This window comes from Gordonia marina (genome assembly GCF_052036135.1).
In the GTDB taxonomy this organism is placed as follows: domain Bacteria; phylum Actinomycetota; class Actinomycetes; order Mycobacteriales; family Mycobacteriaceae; genus Gordonia.
Genome location: NZ_JBPSDN010000014.1, coordinates 44,408 through 60,486, shown reverse-complemented (window position 1 = coordinate 60,486; position 16,079 = coordinate 44,408). Strand labels below are relative to the sequence as shown.

General features: G+C 71.2%; 14 protein-coding genes. 10 read left to right on the top strand and 4 right to left on the bottom strand.

Annotated features, from left to right (window positions below; all coding sequences use genetic code 11):
• The first annotated feature begins 106 nt into the window (after positions 1-106).
• From ACSEEN_RS11040 to ACSEEN_RS11020, 5 genes are all read left to right on the top strand, one after another.
• The gene (locus ACSEEN_RS11040; RefSeq protein ID WP_371306881.1) at positions 107-1,135 is read left to right on the top strand and encodes a TroA family protein; all 1,029 of its coding nucleotides are present in this window, start codon (positions 107-109) and stop codon (positions 1,133-1,135) included.
• Between the two features lie 3 nt (positions 1,136-1,138).
• Positions 1,139-4,075 carry a DEAD/DEAH box helicase gene (locus tag ACSEEN_RS11035; RefSeq protein WP_440713186.1) on the top strand — a complete coding sequence of 979 codons (2,937 nt, stop codon included), beginning with the start codon at positions 1,139-1,141 and terminating at the stop codon, positions 4,073-4,075.
• Complete coding sequence (locus tag ACSEEN_RS11030; protein WP_440713185.1) at positions 4,075-4,902, top strand: SWIM zinc finger family protein; 828 nt, start codon at positions 4,075-4,077, stop codon at positions 4,900-4,902. Before ACSEEN_RS11035 ends, ACSEEN_RS11030 begins: the two co-directional genes overlap by 1 nt.
• A 211-nt stretch (positions 4,903-5,113) precedes the next feature.
• Positions 5,114-6,043, top strand: coding sequence for an AurF N-oxygenase family protein (locus ACSEEN_RS11025; protein ID WP_440713184.1), 930 nt, complete (start codon positions 5,114-5,116; stop codon positions 6,041-6,043).
• A complete protein-coding gene (locus tag ACSEEN_RS11020; protein WP_440713183.1) occupies positions 6,040-6,729 on the top strand; it encodes a DUF4873 domain-containing protein in 690 nt (229 codons plus the stop codon). The genes ACSEEN_RS11025 and ACSEEN_RS11020 overlap by 4 nt, the downstream gene beginning before the upstream one ends.
• Before the next feature lie 84 nt (positions 6,730-6,813).
• Here ACSEEN_RS11020 and ribB read toward each other — a convergent pair whose 3' ends face one another.
• Genes ribB through ACSEEN_RS11005 form a run of 3 tightly spaced genes read right to left on the bottom strand, consistent with a single transcriptional unit; the run spans position 6,814 to position 9,753 of the window.
• Entirely contained in the window at positions 6,814-8,055 is a 1,242-nt protein-coding gene (gene ribB / locus ACSEEN_RS11015; RefSeq protein WP_440713182.1) for a 3,4-dihydroxy-2-butanone-4-phosphate synthase, read from the bottom strand.
• Positions 8,052-8,549: a flavin reductase family protein gene (locus ACSEEN_RS11010; RefSeq protein ID WP_440713181.1), complete on the bottom strand. Its 498-nt coding sequence runs from the start codon at positions 8,547-8,549 to the stop codon at positions 8,052-8,054. The genes ribB and ACSEEN_RS11010 overlap by 4 nt, the downstream gene beginning before the upstream one ends.
• A 40-nt stretch (positions 8,550-8,589) precedes the next feature.
• A complete protein-coding gene (locus ACSEEN_RS11005) occupies positions 8,590-9,753 on the bottom strand; it encodes an LLM class flavin-dependent oxidoreductase (protein ID WP_440713180.1) in 1,164 nt (387 codons plus the stop codon).
• 181 nt (positions 9,754-9,934) lie between these two features.
• Between ACSEEN_RS11005 and ACSEEN_RS11000 the strand changes: the two genes are divergently transcribed.
• Complete coding sequence (locus ACSEEN_RS11000; RefSeq protein WP_440713179.1) at positions 9,935-10,699, top strand: helix-turn-helix transcriptional regulator; 765 nt, start codon at positions 9,935-9,937, stop codon at positions 10,697-10,699.
• 24 nt (positions 10,700-10,723) lie between these two features.
• On the opposite strand, the gene nrdF is transcribed toward ACSEEN_RS11000, so the two are convergent.
• Positions 10,724-11,725, bottom strand: coding sequence for a class 1b ribonucleoside-diphosphate reductase subunit beta (nrdF, locus tag ACSEEN_RS10995; RefSeq protein ID WP_440713178.1), 1,002 nt, complete (start codon positions 11,723-11,725; stop codon positions 10,724-10,726).
• Positions 11,726-11,914: 189 nt separating this feature from the next.
• On the opposite strand from nrdF, the gene ACSEEN_RS10990 reads away from it, so the two are divergent.
• The 4 genes from ACSEEN_RS10990 to ACSEEN_RS10975 all read left to right on the top strand — a co-directional run bounded on the left by ACSEEN_RS10990 (position 11,915) and on the right by ACSEEN_RS10975 (position 16,013).
• Positions 11,915-12,658, top strand: a complete 744-nt coding sequence (locus ACSEEN_RS10990) for a CPBP family intramembrane glutamic endopeptidase (RefSeq protein ID WP_440713177.1) — start codon at positions 11,915-11,917, stop codon at positions 12,656-12,658.
• Positions 12,659-12,758: 100 nt separating this feature from the next.
• Positions 12,759-13,397, top strand: a complete 639-nt coding sequence (locus ACSEEN_RS10985) for an LON peptidase substrate-binding domain-containing protein (RefSeq protein ID WP_247864472.1) — start codon at positions 12,759-12,761, stop codon at positions 13,395-13,397.
• Between the two features lie 107 nt (positions 13,398-13,504).
• Positions 13,505-15,082: a serine/threonine-protein kinase gene (locus ACSEEN_RS10980; RefSeq protein ID WP_440713176.1), complete on the top strand. Its 1,578-nt coding sequence runs from the start codon at positions 13,505-13,507 to the stop codon at positions 15,080-15,082.
• A 13-nt stretch (positions 15,083-15,095) separates the two neighbouring features.
• A complete protein-coding gene (locus tag ACSEEN_RS10975) occupies positions 15,096-16,013 on the top strand; it encodes a serine hydrolase (RefSeq protein WP_440713175.1) in 918 nt (305 codons plus the stop codon).
• Positions 16,014-16,079 lie beyond the last annotated feature (66 nt).

Below are 16,079 nucleotides of genomic sequence, written 5' to 3'. Positions count from 1 at the left end.
TCTGTCGTATTCGATTCTCTCCGACCCGGGTTTCCGCAGGTCGCGACCGGCGCGGGCGGGACGCGCGGGGCCTGGAGCCGGGGGGTCGTTCTGCTAGCGTAGGCCCGTGTTCACTGACTTCCCGATCTCTCCGGCGCGCCGCCGGATCGTCGCCGCGGCCGTCACCGTCGCTCTCGCCGCCGGGCTGACCGCCTGCGGCAACGAGGACGACACGCTCCGCACCCCGGACGGCAAGGAGATCTCGACGGTCACCACCCGGATCGCGCGCGTCAACATCGTCAACGCCGGCCGCGACTTCGCGCAGACCTGCCTGGCGCCGACCGCCGCCGATCCCGGCCACAGCGACGTCTCCCGGATCGTCGTCACCGACCCGGCACTGCTCGACGCGGTCTGCGCGCTCGGCATCGGCCCCAAGGTCCGCGCGGTGACCGCCGGCGCCGGGTCCGTTCCCGCCTACCTCGGCCCGGCGCTGGGCGCCGTCCCCACCATCGGCGACCGCCCGTCGCGGGACGCGGTGGCGACCGCCGCCCCGCAGTTGGTGCTGACCACCGCGTCGACCACGTCGGACGTGGAGGCGATGCGCGCGACCGGCGCCCTCGGCGCCGCGCGGGTGGTGACCATCGCCCCCGGTGATTGGCGGAGCGTCTTCACCGCGGTGGCCGGCGCTCTCGGCCGGTCGCGGGCCGGCGCGGATCGCCTCGACGAGTTCGACACCGAGGCGACTCGTGTCGGCCGGGTGCAGGACGCCGCGCACAGCCAGGTGTCGCTGGTCCGGTTCACCCCGGACGCCGAGCTTCTGGAGGGCACCGGCAACTTCGCCGCCCAGATCCTGGCCCAGATCGGCGTGCAGCGGCCCGCACCGCAGCGCGGTCCCGATCCGGTGACCGTGACCGATGCCAACTTCACCGACGCCGACGCCGACCTCATCTATGTGAGTGCGGACGGCCCGAAGGGTCTCGAGCGCGGCACCAAGGTCCTGCAGAGCGACCGGTGGCAGGAGATGGGCGCCCCGAGCTGGTCGCGTGTGCTCTGGGTCGACGACCAGGTCTGGTACGCCTCGTCCGGCCTCGCCGCCGCCTGGCTGGTCCTCAACGACGTCAAGAGCTCGCTGAACGGCAGCTCGGCCGGCGAGTAGGCCGTGGACGACGGCCCTCGCGCCGCACACCGCCGGCTGGGCCTGCGGGCGCTGTGGCGCCCGGGACTGGGGCTGACCCTGTGGCCGGACGTGCCCGAGCCGGTCGCCGCGGACGACTCGCGGCCGCTCGGCGAGATCGTCGATCTCCCCGAATCCGTGCACGATCTGCTGGCCCGGCGGCGGCTTCGGCACACCGTCGATCACACCGGCCCCGGCGGCGCACGCACGCTGCGGCGCGCAGTGGCGCTCGGCGTGCCGACCGCCATCGAGTTGCTCGACCGATGCGCCTACCTCGACGTCGGCGGCGACCTGGCGTTCTATCGGTATCTGCTCGCCGGCGCGCGGGCGCTGCGGGACGCCGGAGCGGTGGCGCCCGGCGTCGCGGCCGCCGGCGACGAGCAGGTGCTGGCCTGGCGGCCGCTGCCGGTTCCGGCGTGGCAGGGCTGGCAGACGGTGATCACCGCGAGTGCGCCGCCGGCGCTGATGTCCGGCGGCGGCACCGATGGGCTGATCGACTTCGTCGACGAGGTGGTCGACGCCGAATGCCGCCGCACGCTGGCCGCCGAACACGGCCGATCCCGGATCGGGGTGATCGACGACCTCACCGCCCCGGTGTCCGCGCCGGTGCCGCCGCACGGCGCGGCGACGGCGGCGGCCGCCTGGCAGAGCTGGCTCGGCACCGGCCGCCCGGACGGGCCCTCGCTGGTGCTGCGCCTGCACGAGCCCGAAGAACCCGATGACGACCTCGGCCTCCCGCTCGCGGCGGCGAGCCCGGACCGCTGGCGGCTGCAGGTGTGCCGCCGGCTGCCCACCGGCGAGGTGGATCCGGTGGTACCGCACCGGCTGGGTGCGCACGACCTCGACGCGCTGACCACCGAACTCGCGACCGCGGTCGCCGCCTACGGCGAACTGTCCCGCGCCGAGACCGATCCGCACACCCTCGACTTCCTGCTCACCACCGACCAGGTGGCGGCCTTCTTCACCGGCGGGGCGGCGGCGATCGGCGAGGCCGGGATCAGCGTCCTCCTCCCCCGCACCGTCGCCGTCGTCAGCCCGACGATCGCGCTGCGCGGCGGCGCGGTGCCCGGCGGCGGGGTGCGCCCCGGCCTGGTCGGACTCGACCAGATCGCCGATTTCGAGTGGCGACTCGCGCTCGGCGACGGCAGCGCGGCACTGAGTCAGGACGACCTGAACGAGCTCGCCCGCCAGCACGGCGACCTGGTGCGGGTGCGCGGCCGGTGGGTCCGCGCCGAGGGTGCCGCGCTGAGCCGGGCGGCGGCCTTCCTGACCGCGCGGAACGCCGTCCGCGGTACCGCGCCGCTCGGACTGACCGAGCTGATGGGCCTGGTCACCTCCACCGACGACCGCCTCCCGGTGCCGGTGTCCTCCGTCGAAGGTCTCGGCTGGCTCGACGACATTGCCGCCGGCGGCGCGCTCACGCCCGAGCCGGTGACTCCACCCGAGACACTGACCGCCACCTTGCGGCCGTATCAGCGGCGCGGGCTGGACTGGTTGCACGCCCTGAGCCGGATCGGCGCGGGCGGCGTGCTCGCCGACGACATGGGGCTCGGCAAGACGGTGCAGGTGATCGCCCTGATCACGAGCCGCCGGGCCGCGGTGTCATCCACCCCGCCCGTCGAGCTCGTCGAAACGTCGCCGCCCGCCCTCGTGGTGTGCCCGATGTCGGTGATCGGGAACTGGCAGCGCGAGCTCGAACGGTTCGCCCCCGGACTGCGGGTCGTGATCCATCACGGGCCCGGCCGCGACACCGCCCGATTGCCCGCCGCCGCCCCGGACGTGGTGGTCACCACCTTCGCCACCCTCACCCGGGACCGGGCGGCGATGACGGCGCTCGACTGGGATCTGCTGGTGGTCGACGAGGCCCAGCACGTCAAGAACGTCCGGACGGCGGCCGCGAAGGCCCTTCGCGCGCTACCGGTCCGGCGTCGTATCGCGCTCACCGGCACCCCGGTGGAGAACCGGCTCGAAGACCTCCGCGCGGTGATCGATCTGGTGAACCCCGGGCTCCTCGGGTCGGCGTCGTCGTTCCGGGCCCGCTTCGCCGAACCCATCGAACGCGACCGCGACCCGGAGGCACTGGCCCGGCTGAACGCGCTGACCCGGCCGTTCGTGCTCCGCCGGCTCAAGACCGATCCGGCCGTCGCCGCCGACCTGCCGGAGAAGTCCGAGCTGACCGTGCGCACCAATCTGACCTCCGAGCAGGCCGGGCTCTATCAGGCGATCCTCGACGATCTGCACGACGCGCTCTCCGAACGCCGGCCCGGGATGGTGCGCCGCCGCACCGTGCTCGCGGCGCTGACCAGGCTCAAACAGGTCTGCAATCACCCGGCGCACTACCTCGGCGACGGCTCGCCGATGCTGCGCCGCGGCAAGCACCGCTCGGGCAAGGTGGAACTGCTCACCGACATCACCACCACCCTGGTCGACGAGGGCGACCGCGCACTGATCTTCACCCAGTTCGCCGCCTTCGCCGAACTGCTCAGCGAATGGCTCGCCCCGATCCTCGGCCGGGACGTCCCGGTGCTGCACGGCGGCCTGCCGCGCGCCGAGCGCGATGCCCTGGTCACCGGTTTCGGCGCCGACGACGGCCCGCCGGTGCTGATCGCCACCCTCAAGGCCGGCGGCACCGGACTGAATCTGGTGGCCGCCAATCACGTGATCCACGCCGATCGCTGGTGGAATCCGGCGGTCGAGGAGCAGGCGACCGACCGCGCCTACCGGATCGGCCAGACCCGCGCGGTGCAGGTTCGCAAGTTCGTCTGCGTCGGCACGCTCGAGGAGCGGATCGACGAGTTGATCGCGGCCAAGCGCGAGCTGTCGTCACTGACGGTGAGTACCGGGGAGACCTGGCTGGGCGACCTGGGCGACGACGCCCTGTTCGACCTGCTGGCCCTGCGCGCCGAGGCGGTGGGCGAGTGATGGCACAGCGTAAACGGGCCCGCGGACCGGTCCGCGGCTACGGCATCACGGCGTGGGGCCGGTCGTTCGCGGAGGTCGTCGAGTCCGGCGCCGATCACCGGCACGTGACCGGTGCGCGCCGCTACTTCCGCGATCACCACGTCGACGGGCTGGACATATCGCCCGGCCGGATCACTGCGGCGGTGCGCGGCAGCCAGCTCGATCCGTTCGAGGTGGTGCTGACCACCCGCACCGTCGACCCGGCGACCGTGGTGTCGCTGCTGCGCCGGGCCGGGCAGATCGAGGCGCTGCTGGCCTTGGCCCGCGGTGAACAGCCCGAGGCCCTGCGCGAGCTGATCGCGCCGACCGAGTCGGCGGACGTCGCCTCGGCCTGTACCTGCCCGGACGATGCCCCGCGCTGCATCCATGTGCTGGCGACCGCCTTCGAGGTCGCCGACCGGATCGACCGGCAGCCGGCCATCCTGCTGCGGGTGATGGGCACCGACCTCCCCGATCTGCTGGCCCTCGCCCAGGACCGCTCCGACTCGGCCGCGACGGACTCACCGGATGACGTCGAGACCACCCCGGGCCGGTCGCCCTTCGACGACGCGTCGTCGCACGCTCCGGCGAGCGAGCTCAGGACCCGCGACGCCGAGACCACCGTGTTCTACGGCGACCACGCTCCCCTGCCCGCCATCCCGACGGTCCCGCGCGCCGACGCCCTCACCGAACTCGACGCGACCGCCCTGCGGGCGGCCTTGCGCGCCTCCGGTGTCGGCGCCACCCAGCTCGCCGAGGCCCTCGACGACCTCGCCGAGCTCTACGCGGTCCTGCGCGACCACCACTGACCCGGGCGCAACCCTCCGCGCCGCCTTCACCCGCACGACTCTCCTCGACGGGAGTCCCGCCCCCACCGAGTACGTGGGCAATGCCCAGCGAGTTCGGACCGACCGGCCCAGCGGGCCGGGGGTGTGTCCCACCGCACATCATGTCATTGAGTAATGGTTACAATGGTTATTGTCAGTATCGACGTCGTCGCTACCAGAAGGAATCTCCGACATGACCACCACCGAAGTCGAATCCGTCCCGACCGGCGCGCAGATCCAGGCCGCGCGCGACGGTGTCGCCCGCCGCCTGCTGAAAGGCTCGTCGAGCCGCTCGTACGATCCCGTCGTCGACATCGACTGGGAGGCCCCGTTCGTTCCGGGCAAGTACTTCCTCCCACCCCGGGTGATGAGCCTCTACGGGACCGAGGTGTGGGACGCGATGACGCCGGAGCAGCGCATCGAGATGTCCCGCCAGGAGATGGCGAACATCATGTCGGTGGGCATCTGGTTCGAGAACCTGCTCAACCGCGCCCTGCTGATCAGCCTGATGAAGGAGGATCCGGCCGCCGCGACCACGCACTACTCGCTCACCGAGATGGGCGACGAGTGCCGCCACATGACGATGTTCGGGCGCGCGATCGAGACCACCGGCACCCGCGCGTACGCGTTGCGCCGCTGGCAGCGGACCGTGATGCATCTGATCCCGGTCGTCATGCGCGGCACCGCCCTGTGGGTGATCACGCTGGTCGGCGAGGAACTGTTCGACGCCCTGCAGCGTGAGATCAAGGACGACCCGGAATTGCAGCCGATGGTCTCGCGCGTGATGCAGATCCACGTGACCGAGGAGTCGCGGCACATCGGTTTCGCCCGCGACGGCGTGATGCGGCGTATCCCGATCCGGTCGCGGTTCGACACGCTCCTCGCGTCGAGCGTGCACGGCCTCGCCGCGCCGATCTTCCGGCACCTGTTCACCAACCCGGAGATGTACCGGCGAGCGGGCTTCGACAACCCCAAGGAGATCGCACGGGTGGCCCGCGCGAACCCGAACTTCCACGACTCCCAGGTGACGTCGTTCGCGTCGCTCGCGGCCTTCCTCGAGCAGGCCGGACTGATGAACCGGTTCAGCCGGACCATGTGGAAGCGCGCGGGGTTCCTCCGATGACCGTCATCGCCCTCACCGGGACGTCACCGGCGATCGCCGAGGTCCGCCGCCACCTCGCCGCCTCGCCGCTGGACTTCCGGCTGACCGGCGACGCCGAGGCCGCCGACCTGGTCGTGACCGATGCGCCGGCGCCGGACCCGAATCACCTGACCGTGGCCTCGACGCTGGCCCCGGATACCTTCTTCGTCCGCGACGAGAGCGTCGACTATGTGATCGCGGCCCTCACCGAGGCCCAGCTCACGGCCGCGCACGGAGTCCGGGTCCGCCCGCCCGTGCAGAGCGGGACGGCACTCGAGCAGCAGAAGCCGCGCTGGTGGCAGCGCCGCCGGCGCACCGACCCCCTCGCACACTTCGATCCCGTCCACTACGACTGGGATTCGGAGGAGACCGTCGAGACCGAGGTGTTCGACGAGGACGTCGTGGTGACCGTGGGCGGCGAGGAGTTCACCGCGCGGCTGCGCGCACGCGGCCATCTCGACGGCAGCGACGGCCACTTCCACTGGGCCGGCACGCTGTACGGCGAGCGCGCGCACGCGCACAAGAGCGACGGCAAGTCGCGGGCGTCGGTCGCGGCCGCCGGGGGCGAGCCGGTGCCCGCGAAACTCACCGAGATCACCCAGTGGGGCACCGTCCGGATGACCGGCGTCGGCACTCCCCCGTGGGCGGCGGCGACCCAGGACGCATGACAGCGGCGCCCGGGGCGCTCACGCGGCCGATATGGCCGCGCGGGCGCTCGGGCGCCGTCACCGTCCCGGCCGGTAACGGAATCGTCAGCCCAGCGCCTGCGTCTCCTCGGGGAGATCGGCGAGCAGATGACCCAGTCGATCCCGTTTGGTGCGCAGATACCGGATGTTCTCCAGCGTCGGCACCGTCTCCAGCGGAACCCGGCGGGACACCGGAATGCCCTGATCCTCCAGTCGCCGGACCTTGTCCGGGTTGTTGGTCAGCAGAGCCGCCTGTTCGACGCCGAGGTGCGCCAGGATCTGGCCGGCCACCGCGTAGTCGCGCGCGTCGACCGGCGCGCCGACCGAGGTGTTGGCGTCCACCGTGTCCAGCCCCTCCGCCTGCCGACGGTAGGCCAGCAGTTTGCGGCCGAGACCGATCCCCCGGCCCTCGTGGCCGGTCAAATACACCACCACGCCGCCGCCCGCGGCCACCATCGCGGCGACGGAGACCTCGAGCTGTTCCCCGCAGTCGCACCGGCGGGACGCGAACAGGTCGCCGGTCAGGCATTCGCTGTGGATGCGCACCAGAACGTCCGCGCGTCCGGCGATGTCGCCGTAGACCATCGCGAGATGCTCCACGCCGCCGCTGGCGTAGGCGTAGGCGTGGGCCCGTCCGGCGGCCGTCGGCACCGGGGCGTTTCCGGTCGGGCGCAGCCGCTGGAACTCCTCCAGTTGGCCCACCGTGATCACCGGCAGGCCGTGCCGCGCGGCGAAGCGATGCGCGTCCTCGCCGCGCAGCATGTCCCGTCGATCCGCGGAGACCAGCTCACAGATGAGCGCGACCGGGGTGCATCCGGCGATCCGGCACAGCGCCACCCCGGCCTCGGTGTGTCCGGCACGCGCGGCCAGACCCCGGCGGTGCTCGGCGAGCGGAAAGGTGTGACCCGGCGAGGTGAAGTCCGCCGGCGTGCTGCGGGCGTCGGCGAGCGCCCGGATGGTCGCCGACCGGTCGATCGCGCTGATCCCGGTGCCGGCCCCGCGCAGGTCGACGCTGCGGAGGAACGCGGTCTGATGCACGTCGGTGTTGTCGTCCACCATCGGCGGCAGCCCGAGCCGGTCGGCGTGCTCGCGCGGCATCGGGACGCACAGCAACCCGGAGGTGTGCTCGACGAAGAAGGCGACCGCGTCGACGGTGGCGGATTCGGCCGCCATGATCAGGTCGGCTTCGTTCTCGCGCGCGGTGTCGTCGAGCACCACGGCCATGCCGCCGGCCGCGATCACGGCGGCGGCATCGCGGACCGTGCCTCCGGTGGCGGTCACCGGACGGGACACGGCGGGGTGGGTCATCGTTTCTCTCCAGACGGCGGATGCGGCAGGTGGGTGCCGAAGGTACGTGCGTGATAGGTCAGTGGTGCGCGGGCGGCGGTGTCCACGTCGGTGACAGTGCCGAAGACCACGGTGTGGTCGCCGCCGCGGATCAGGTCGGCCACCTCGCAGGTGACCCAGCCGGCGACGTCCTCGATCACCGGCACGCCCGCCTCGTCGGCCCAGGCGACGCCCTCGAACTTGGCCGCGCCCTTGCGGGCGAAGGTGAGCGCCAGATCGCCCTGCAGGGCCGACAGGATATTGATCGCGAAGCGGCGGTGCGCGCGCACGACGGCCAGCAGGTCGGAGCCCTCGTCGAGGGCGACCGCGATCATCGGCGGCGTCATCGACAGGGACATGAACGCCGAGACCGTGGTGCCGTGCGGCCGGTCGCCGTCGCGCGAGGTCACGACGACGACCGGGCTGCACACACCGGCCATGGCATCCCGGAAACGCGCACTGACATCTGTGGACATCGTGGTACCCAGGCTCTCTCGATCGGGGCCGGTCAGGGGATCAGGCCTTCGCGGCCAGCTCCGCCTCGTACTTCTTGGTCATGTGCTCGACGGCGGCCTCCTGCTTGGCCGCGTAGCCGTCGTGCACGACGCGGGCGCGGGCTGCCGCGTTGAGCGTGGGCTGGGACTGCCCCTGGAAGTGCGGCATCACGCGCTCGGCGAAGATCTGCGCGGACCGCCAGGTGTCGGCCGGGCTGGCCCAGTCGTGACCCATCTGCAGCATGGAACCGAAACCGCCGGACTGATCCCACAGGCGCTGCACCTGCTCGCGTGCCTGTTCGGCGGTGCCGATGACGCCGATGCCGTTGTCCTTGACGAAGTCGATCATCTCGTCGATGTGGTCGCCCTGCACGCCCATCTGCGGGAAGGCCGCCACGTGCTTGAAGTAGTCGAACCACTGCTCGATGCCGTACCGGACCTGGCGGCGCGCCTCGTCTTCGGTCTCGGCGAGGTGGAACAGACCGACCAGGCTCCAGTCCTTGCGGTCGACGGTCTTGCCGTGCGCCTCGGCGCGCTCCTCCATGATGCCCCAGTGGTGCGCGAGGGCATCGAAACCGTCGGCCGAGAGCGTGGCGCCGATGGACAGCAGACCGAGCCCGTGCGTACCGGCCAGTCGCGGGCCGGTCGGCGAGGCGACCGCGGCCACCGTGATCGGGATGCCGTTCTCGTTGTACGGCGCGAGCTGCAGCTGCGCGTCGATCAGTTCGTGGGTGCGCGTCTTGGCGTTGACCACCTCGCCGTTCAGCAGCCGGACGACGATGTCGACGTTCTCCTGCATCAGCTCGCGGCACGCGATCGGGTCGAGACCGATCATCATCGAGTCGGTGGGCAGCGAGCCCGGGCCCAGACCGAAGATCACCCGGCCGCGGGTGAGGTGGTCGAGCTGCATGATCCGGTCGGCCGCCCAGAGCGGGTTGTGGTAGGCGAGGGACGTGACGCCGGTGCCGAGCTTGATGCGCGGCGCACGACTGGCGGCCGCGGCGATCATGATCTCCGGTGACGCGTAGATCTCGCTGCCCGCCGAGTGATGCTCGCCGAACCAGAACTCGTCGAAGCCCAGGTTGTCGACGTGTTCGACGAAGCGCAGGTCGCGCTCCATGAGCGCGGTCGGGTTCTGGCCCGCCGGATGGAACGGCGCGAGGAAGTAGCCGAAACGAAGTCGCATGTGATTCTCCTGCTCGTGTCTGACTCACCGGCGGGTCGGCCCCACTCGGCGGTGATCACATTCTCGATCGGCAGTGACGTGCGTAACATCGCACCAAAGTGGAATCTTCGTCCGGAGACCGTGACGGCCGGGCCGGCGACACCCCATCCTGGACGGAACCGATCGGAGGCCGGAGGTACGCATGTCCAGACCTCGTCATCCCTCGCTGCCGGGCCGCGAGTACGACCGGATCTTCGCCGTGCTCGACGACTGCGGCGCGGCGCGCGACCTCCCCGATCTGAAGCTGCGCCTGATGGACTCGCTGCACGACCGGTACGGCTTCCCCAACACCACGTTCCTGACCGGACCGACGTTCCGCGGCGCGTTCCGCGACCCGGATCCGGTCGCCACCGGCCGGATCCCGGCGATCCTCGACGAGTACCACTCCGGCTGGTACCTCGACGACATGTTCTCCACCAAGGAGTCGTTCAGCGCCCTCGCCCGGACCCGCGCGATCTCCCACTCGGGACTGCGCTCACTGCCGTCCGGGGCCGTGAACTACCTGCAGGGATTCCTGTACCGGCACCGGCTGCGCAGCGCCTCGGTCCTGCATCTCGGCCTGGCGCACGGCGCGCACGCGATGGTCGGCATCTTCGACGACGAGGGCAAGGAGATCGTCGGCGAACGTCTCGCCGGCCTGGGGCTGCTCGCCCAGCAGCTGACACTGCTGGCGCGGACCCTTCCGGGCAATCCCGAGGGTTCGTGGCGCAGCAATCTCACGCCCCGCCAGCGCGAGCTCGGCGAGCTCATCGCCGACGGCAATTCGAACGAGGAGATCGCCGCGGTGCTGTCGATTCAGCTGGACACCGTGAAGAAGCACGTCAGCCACATCCTGACGGCGACCGGCGCCCGGAACCGGGTGGAGTTCGCGAAGATCGTGCTCACCGAGGAACTGTCGCGACGCTGATCGGCGGGATCCGCCCGCCGGAACTCAGAAGTCCCAGTCCTCGTCCTCGGTGTTGACGGCCTTGCCGATCACGTACGAGCTGCCCGAACCGGAGAAGAAGTCGTGGTTCTCGTCGGCGTTCGGCGACAGCGCGGACAGGATGGCCGGGTTCACGCCGGTCTCGTCCTTCGGGAACATCGCCTCGTAGCCCAGGTTCATCAGGGCCTTGTTGGCGTTGTACTTCAAGAACTTCTTGACGTCCTCCGTCAGCCCCACCTCGTCGTACAGCGATTCGGTGTAGTCCGATTCGTTGTCGTAGAGGTCGAAGAGCAGATCGAAGGTGTAGTCCTTCAGCTCGGCCCGCCGCTCGGGGGTCTCGATCTCCAGCGCCCGCTGGTACTTGTAGCCGATGTAGTAGCCGTGCACGGCCTCGTCGCGGATGATCAGCCGGATCAGGTCGGCGGTGTTGGTCAGCTTGGCGCGGCTGGACCAGTACATCGGCAGGTAGAAGCCCGAATAGAAGAGGAACGACTCGAGCAGCGTGGAGGCCACCTTGCGCTTGAGCGGGTCGTCGCCGCGGTAGTAATCCATGACGATGTGCGCCTTGCGCTGCAGGTGCTCGTTCTCCTCCGACCAGCGGAAGGCCTCGTCGATCTCCTTGGTGGAGCAGAGGGTGGAGAAGATGGAGCTGTAGCTCTTGGCGTGCACCGACTCCATGAACGCGATGTTGGTGAGCACCGCCTCCTCGTGCGGGGTCACCGCATCCGGGATCAGCGAGACGGCGCCGACGGTGCCCTGGATGGTGTCGAGCAGCGTCAGGCCGGTGAAGACCCGCATGGTGAGCTCTTTTTCGTAGTCGGTGAGGGTGCCCCACGACGGGATGTCGTTGGACACCGGCACCTTCTCCGGCAGCCAGAAGTTACCGGTCAGCCGGTCCCACACCTCGGCGTCCTTCTCGTCCGGAACGCGGTTCCAGTTGATGGCGCTGACGCGGTCGACCAGCTTGATCGGCGCGCCTTCGGCGGGACTGTGAGCGGACGCAGACATGGCACCTCGGATTTCTACGAATGTCAGACGAGCGGTGCCGTCAACACTACTCGTTGGGGACGACGACGCCCGGCACCACAAGATGGTGTGTCTCGCCCGGTGCGGCGTGTCGCGATGTTCCCGGTCCCGGGCGTGTCACGGCGGTCTGGATAGACTCGCACATCATCGGCCGACACGGGGAGGACGGGCGTGCGCACAACTCCCTTCGGCGACGCCGGACGCCGACTCGTCACCCGGCGCGTCCGCTTCTACCACGCCCTCATCGGCCTCGTCACGGTCATGTTCGCGGCCGAGACCGTCATGCACTTCACCGCCGGGGCGGCCTCCCGATGGATCGTCGCCGGGGTGGCGCTCGCGGCCGCCGGGCTGGCGGTGGGTTCGGGAATGACCGCGGCGGACCTCGGACTGGCGCGCGAGACGCTCGGCCGCGGACTGCGCTGGTCGGCCGCGATCATCGCGGTCGTGGTCGTCGCGATCGCCGCCGGGCTGGCGATCCCGCCGATCCGCGAGCTCTTCCACAACGACGCCTACCGGGATCTGTCCTGGGCACTGCTGTCCGCCTTCGTCCTCATCCCGTGGCAGACGGTCGTCCCGGAGGAACTGCTCTTCCGCGGCGTGCTCCTCGGCGCGCTGCGCCGCCGGCACACCGAGCGGACCGCCGTCATCGCCCAGGCCCTGCTGTTCGGCCTGTGGCACGTGGTGTCGGCGACCGGTCTGTCGACCGGCAACCGGGGTATCGGCGACGTCGTCGGCGCCGGCCCGGCCGGCGTCGTCCTCGGGATCCTCGGCGCCGTGGTGTTCACGACCATCGCCGGGCTGCTGTTCGGCTGGCTGCGAGTGCGCACCGGCAGTCTGCTGCCGTCCCTCGCGCTGCATTGGGCCGCCAACGGCGCCGGCGCGGTGGCCGCGGCCCTCGCCTGGAAGATCGGTTGACCCTCCCCACCGTCCTCACCCGTGCGCCGCGCCGACCTTTCCGGCCGCCGCGCTCGGCGCGTCGCGGGCCGATCGCCGCCCGCGGGCGCATGCTGATGCCATGACGGTGCTGCCGATGTTTCCGCTCGAACATCCGCTGCTCCCCGCGGAGCCGCTGAGCCTGAACGTGTTCGAGCCGCGCTACCGCCGGATGGTGAGCGACGTGCTCGCGGGCGACGGCCGGTTCGGCGTCGTACTGATCGCCCGCGGCAGCGAGGTCGGCGGCGGCGACGAGCGGTTCGGCGTCGGCACCGTCGTCCAGCTGATCGGCCATCGTCTCCAGGCGAGCGGGCAGATCCGGCTCGCCTGCCGCGGCATCGAGCGGCTGCGCGTCGTCTCCTGGCTCGACGACGACCCGTATCCCCGTGCCGAGATCGAACTCTGGCCGGACGAACCGGCCGGCGGACCCGCCGAGTGGGCCCGGGCGCGCGTTCCGTTCACGTCGGTCCTCGCCGAGACGCAGGACCTCTACGACCAGATGGCGGCGCGCAGCGGCCGGCCGGCCGTCGTGCTCGGTGCCCCGGACGATCTGCCGCCCACCGACTACACCTTCCGCACCGCCGCCAATCTGCCGCTCGGCGCGGCGGACCGGTACGACGTGCTGCGCGCCCCCGGCCCGCGTGAGCGCCTCGACGCGATGATCCGCGCCCTCGACGACGTCCTCCCCATCCTCCGCGACCGCCTCGCCCCGCAGTCCTGACGCCCCGGCTCCGGCTGTCCTCCAGAAGGAGGACAGCGCGGGTGCCGAGCCCCACCGAACGGCGCGCCTGTGCGTACGATGCCCGTGGCACACAGGAGGAGTCGCGCATGGGTGAAACGCAGTCCAGCCGGGCCGGTCAGACCTTCGGTCCGTACCGGCTCGAGTCGCTGCTCGGCAAGGGCGGCATGGGCGAGGTCTACCGGGCGCACGACACCGTCCGCGACCGCACCGTCGCGCTGAAACTGCTGCCGCCACACCTCGCCGAAGACCCCGTCTTCCAGGAGCGATTCCGCCGCGAATGCCAGACGCTGGCGCGGCTCGACGAGCCGCACGTCATCCCGATCCACGACTTCGGCGAGATCGACGGGCAGCTCTTCCTCGACATGCGGCTGGTGAACGGCAACGATCTGCGCGCCATCATGCGCGAGCGAGGGGTGCTGGAGCCCGCCGAGGCCGTCGCACTGATCGAGCAGGTCGCCGCCGCGCTCGACGCCGCGCACGACGCCGGCCTGGTGCACCGCGATGTGAAGCCGGAGAACGTGCTGGTCACCCACGCCGACTTCGCGTATCTGGTGGACTTCGGCGTCGCCCACGCCGAGACCGACACCCATCTGACCCGGACCGGTACCGCGATCGGCTCGGTCGCGTACATGGCCCCCGAGCAGTTCGACGACAAGCCGGTGACCGGTGCCGCCGACACCTACGCGATGACCGTCATGCTGTTCGAGTTGCTCACCGGCCGCAAACCGTTCCCGGGCGAATCCGTCTCGACCATCACCAAGGGAGTGCTGTTCGACGAGGTCCCGGTCGCGAGCAGCATCAATCCGGCCATCACCCCGGCGCTGGACGCCGTGCTCGCCTGGGGGCTGAACAAGTCGCCCGAGCAGCGCTGCCCGTCGTCGCTGGAGCTGGCGCGCGCGGCCCGGGCGGCCCTGGCCGGCGAACGGCCGCCGACGCTGGGCGAGTCGGAGACCGGCCTGATCGGCGGGCCGGGCGCCGGGCGCACGACCGGCTTCCCGGTCGCCCCCACGGCGGTGATGGGTTCGGTGTCGAACCCGGCCATCTCCAACCCCGCCATCTCGAACCCGGCCATCTCCAACCCGGCGATCGACCGCACCGGCGTCGCCGGGGCCGGCTATCACCCGGGCGCACTGTACGGCCCGCCCGGCGGGCAGCCGCCCGGGTATCCGCCGCAGGCGTATCCCCCGCCGCCGCCGTCGGGCCGCAGCACCACCAACACCGTCCTGCTGGTGTCCATCGGCGTCGTCATCGCGGCCCTGATCGGCATCAGCGCGTGGCTGATCGCCGACCGGATGGGCGGCTCGGACGGTAACGACACGGCCGCCGCCGGCGGCGTCACCACGGTCACCACCACCGACGACGGTGCCACCACGAGCGACGCGTCCGGCGGGACGACGGCCACCTGGACGCCCGGCTCACCGCCGTCGGACAATCAACCCTGCCCGGGGTACACCGGCGTGGGTACCGGTTACCCGCAGTGGACCGGCTGCGAGTTCGCCGCGAACGTCCGCGACGCGTATGTGCGCAGCGGCCCGATGGGCGAGGCCCGCACCGTCAACGGCTGGGCACCGCAGATGCAGAAGAACTTCGTGATGGAATGCAGTCCGTACCTGGGGATCATCGCGTGCCGCGGCGGCAACCAGGCCGTCGTGTACATCTACTGACCTCGGAGCACCCGTGCACCTTTCCCGATCGGCGCGTCCGGCGCGCGCCGCGGCCCTGTTGACCGGCGCGACCCTGGCCGTCGCCCTGACCGCCTGTTCCGAGACCCGCGGCACACCGGTCGCCTCCCCGTCGGCGCCACCGGCGGCCGCGTCGTCGTCCGATCGGCCGCCGACGGCCACCGGCCCCGAGGTCTCCGAGCTGCGCACGAGCTGGGACAGGCTGAACCTGGGCCCCGGCGTCGGCGTCGCACTGGTTCCGGTCGGCGGCGGTCCGGTGACGGCCTTCGGCGATCCGCCCGTGATGACGGCGTGGTCGACGATCAAGGTGCCGCTGTCGATCGCGGCCCTGCGCAACAAGCCCGGCGACGCCGACATCCTGGCCACGGTCAAGCAGGCGATCATCCACTCCGACAACGACGCCGCACTCAAGCTCCGCAGATCGCTGGGCGGCCCGAACGGCGCCGGCGACGCGGCGACGGCGCGCACGAAGGTCACCGACGTGCTGCGCAGCGGCGGCGACGAGAACACCGACCCGGTGCACATCGCCTACGACTCCGACGAGACCTTCGGCCTCACGCCCTGGAAGCTCACCGACGCCGCCACCTTCGCCGCACACCTGCCGTGCATGAAGAACACCGCCAAGGTCCTCGACTACATGGGCGAGGTGGACGGGATGCAGCAGTGGGGCCTGAAGTCGATCGAGATCCCCGGCGGGTCTACCGCGGTCAAGGGCGGCTGGGGCCCCGCCGACGACGGCGGCTACGACGTCCGCCAGCTGGGCCTGATCACCTTCTCCGACGGCCGCCAGGTCGCGGTCACCATGCAGAGCCACCGCGCCGGCGAGGAGATGGGCGTCGGCACCGACACGCTGGACAAGGTCGCCGCCTGGCTGAAGAAGCACCTCTCGAAGTTGCCTCGCGGCCGCTGCTGAGGCCAGTGACACGAGTGAAAGTCCGCGACTCATGACCTTATTAGGGCAACGATCCACGGACCTTCA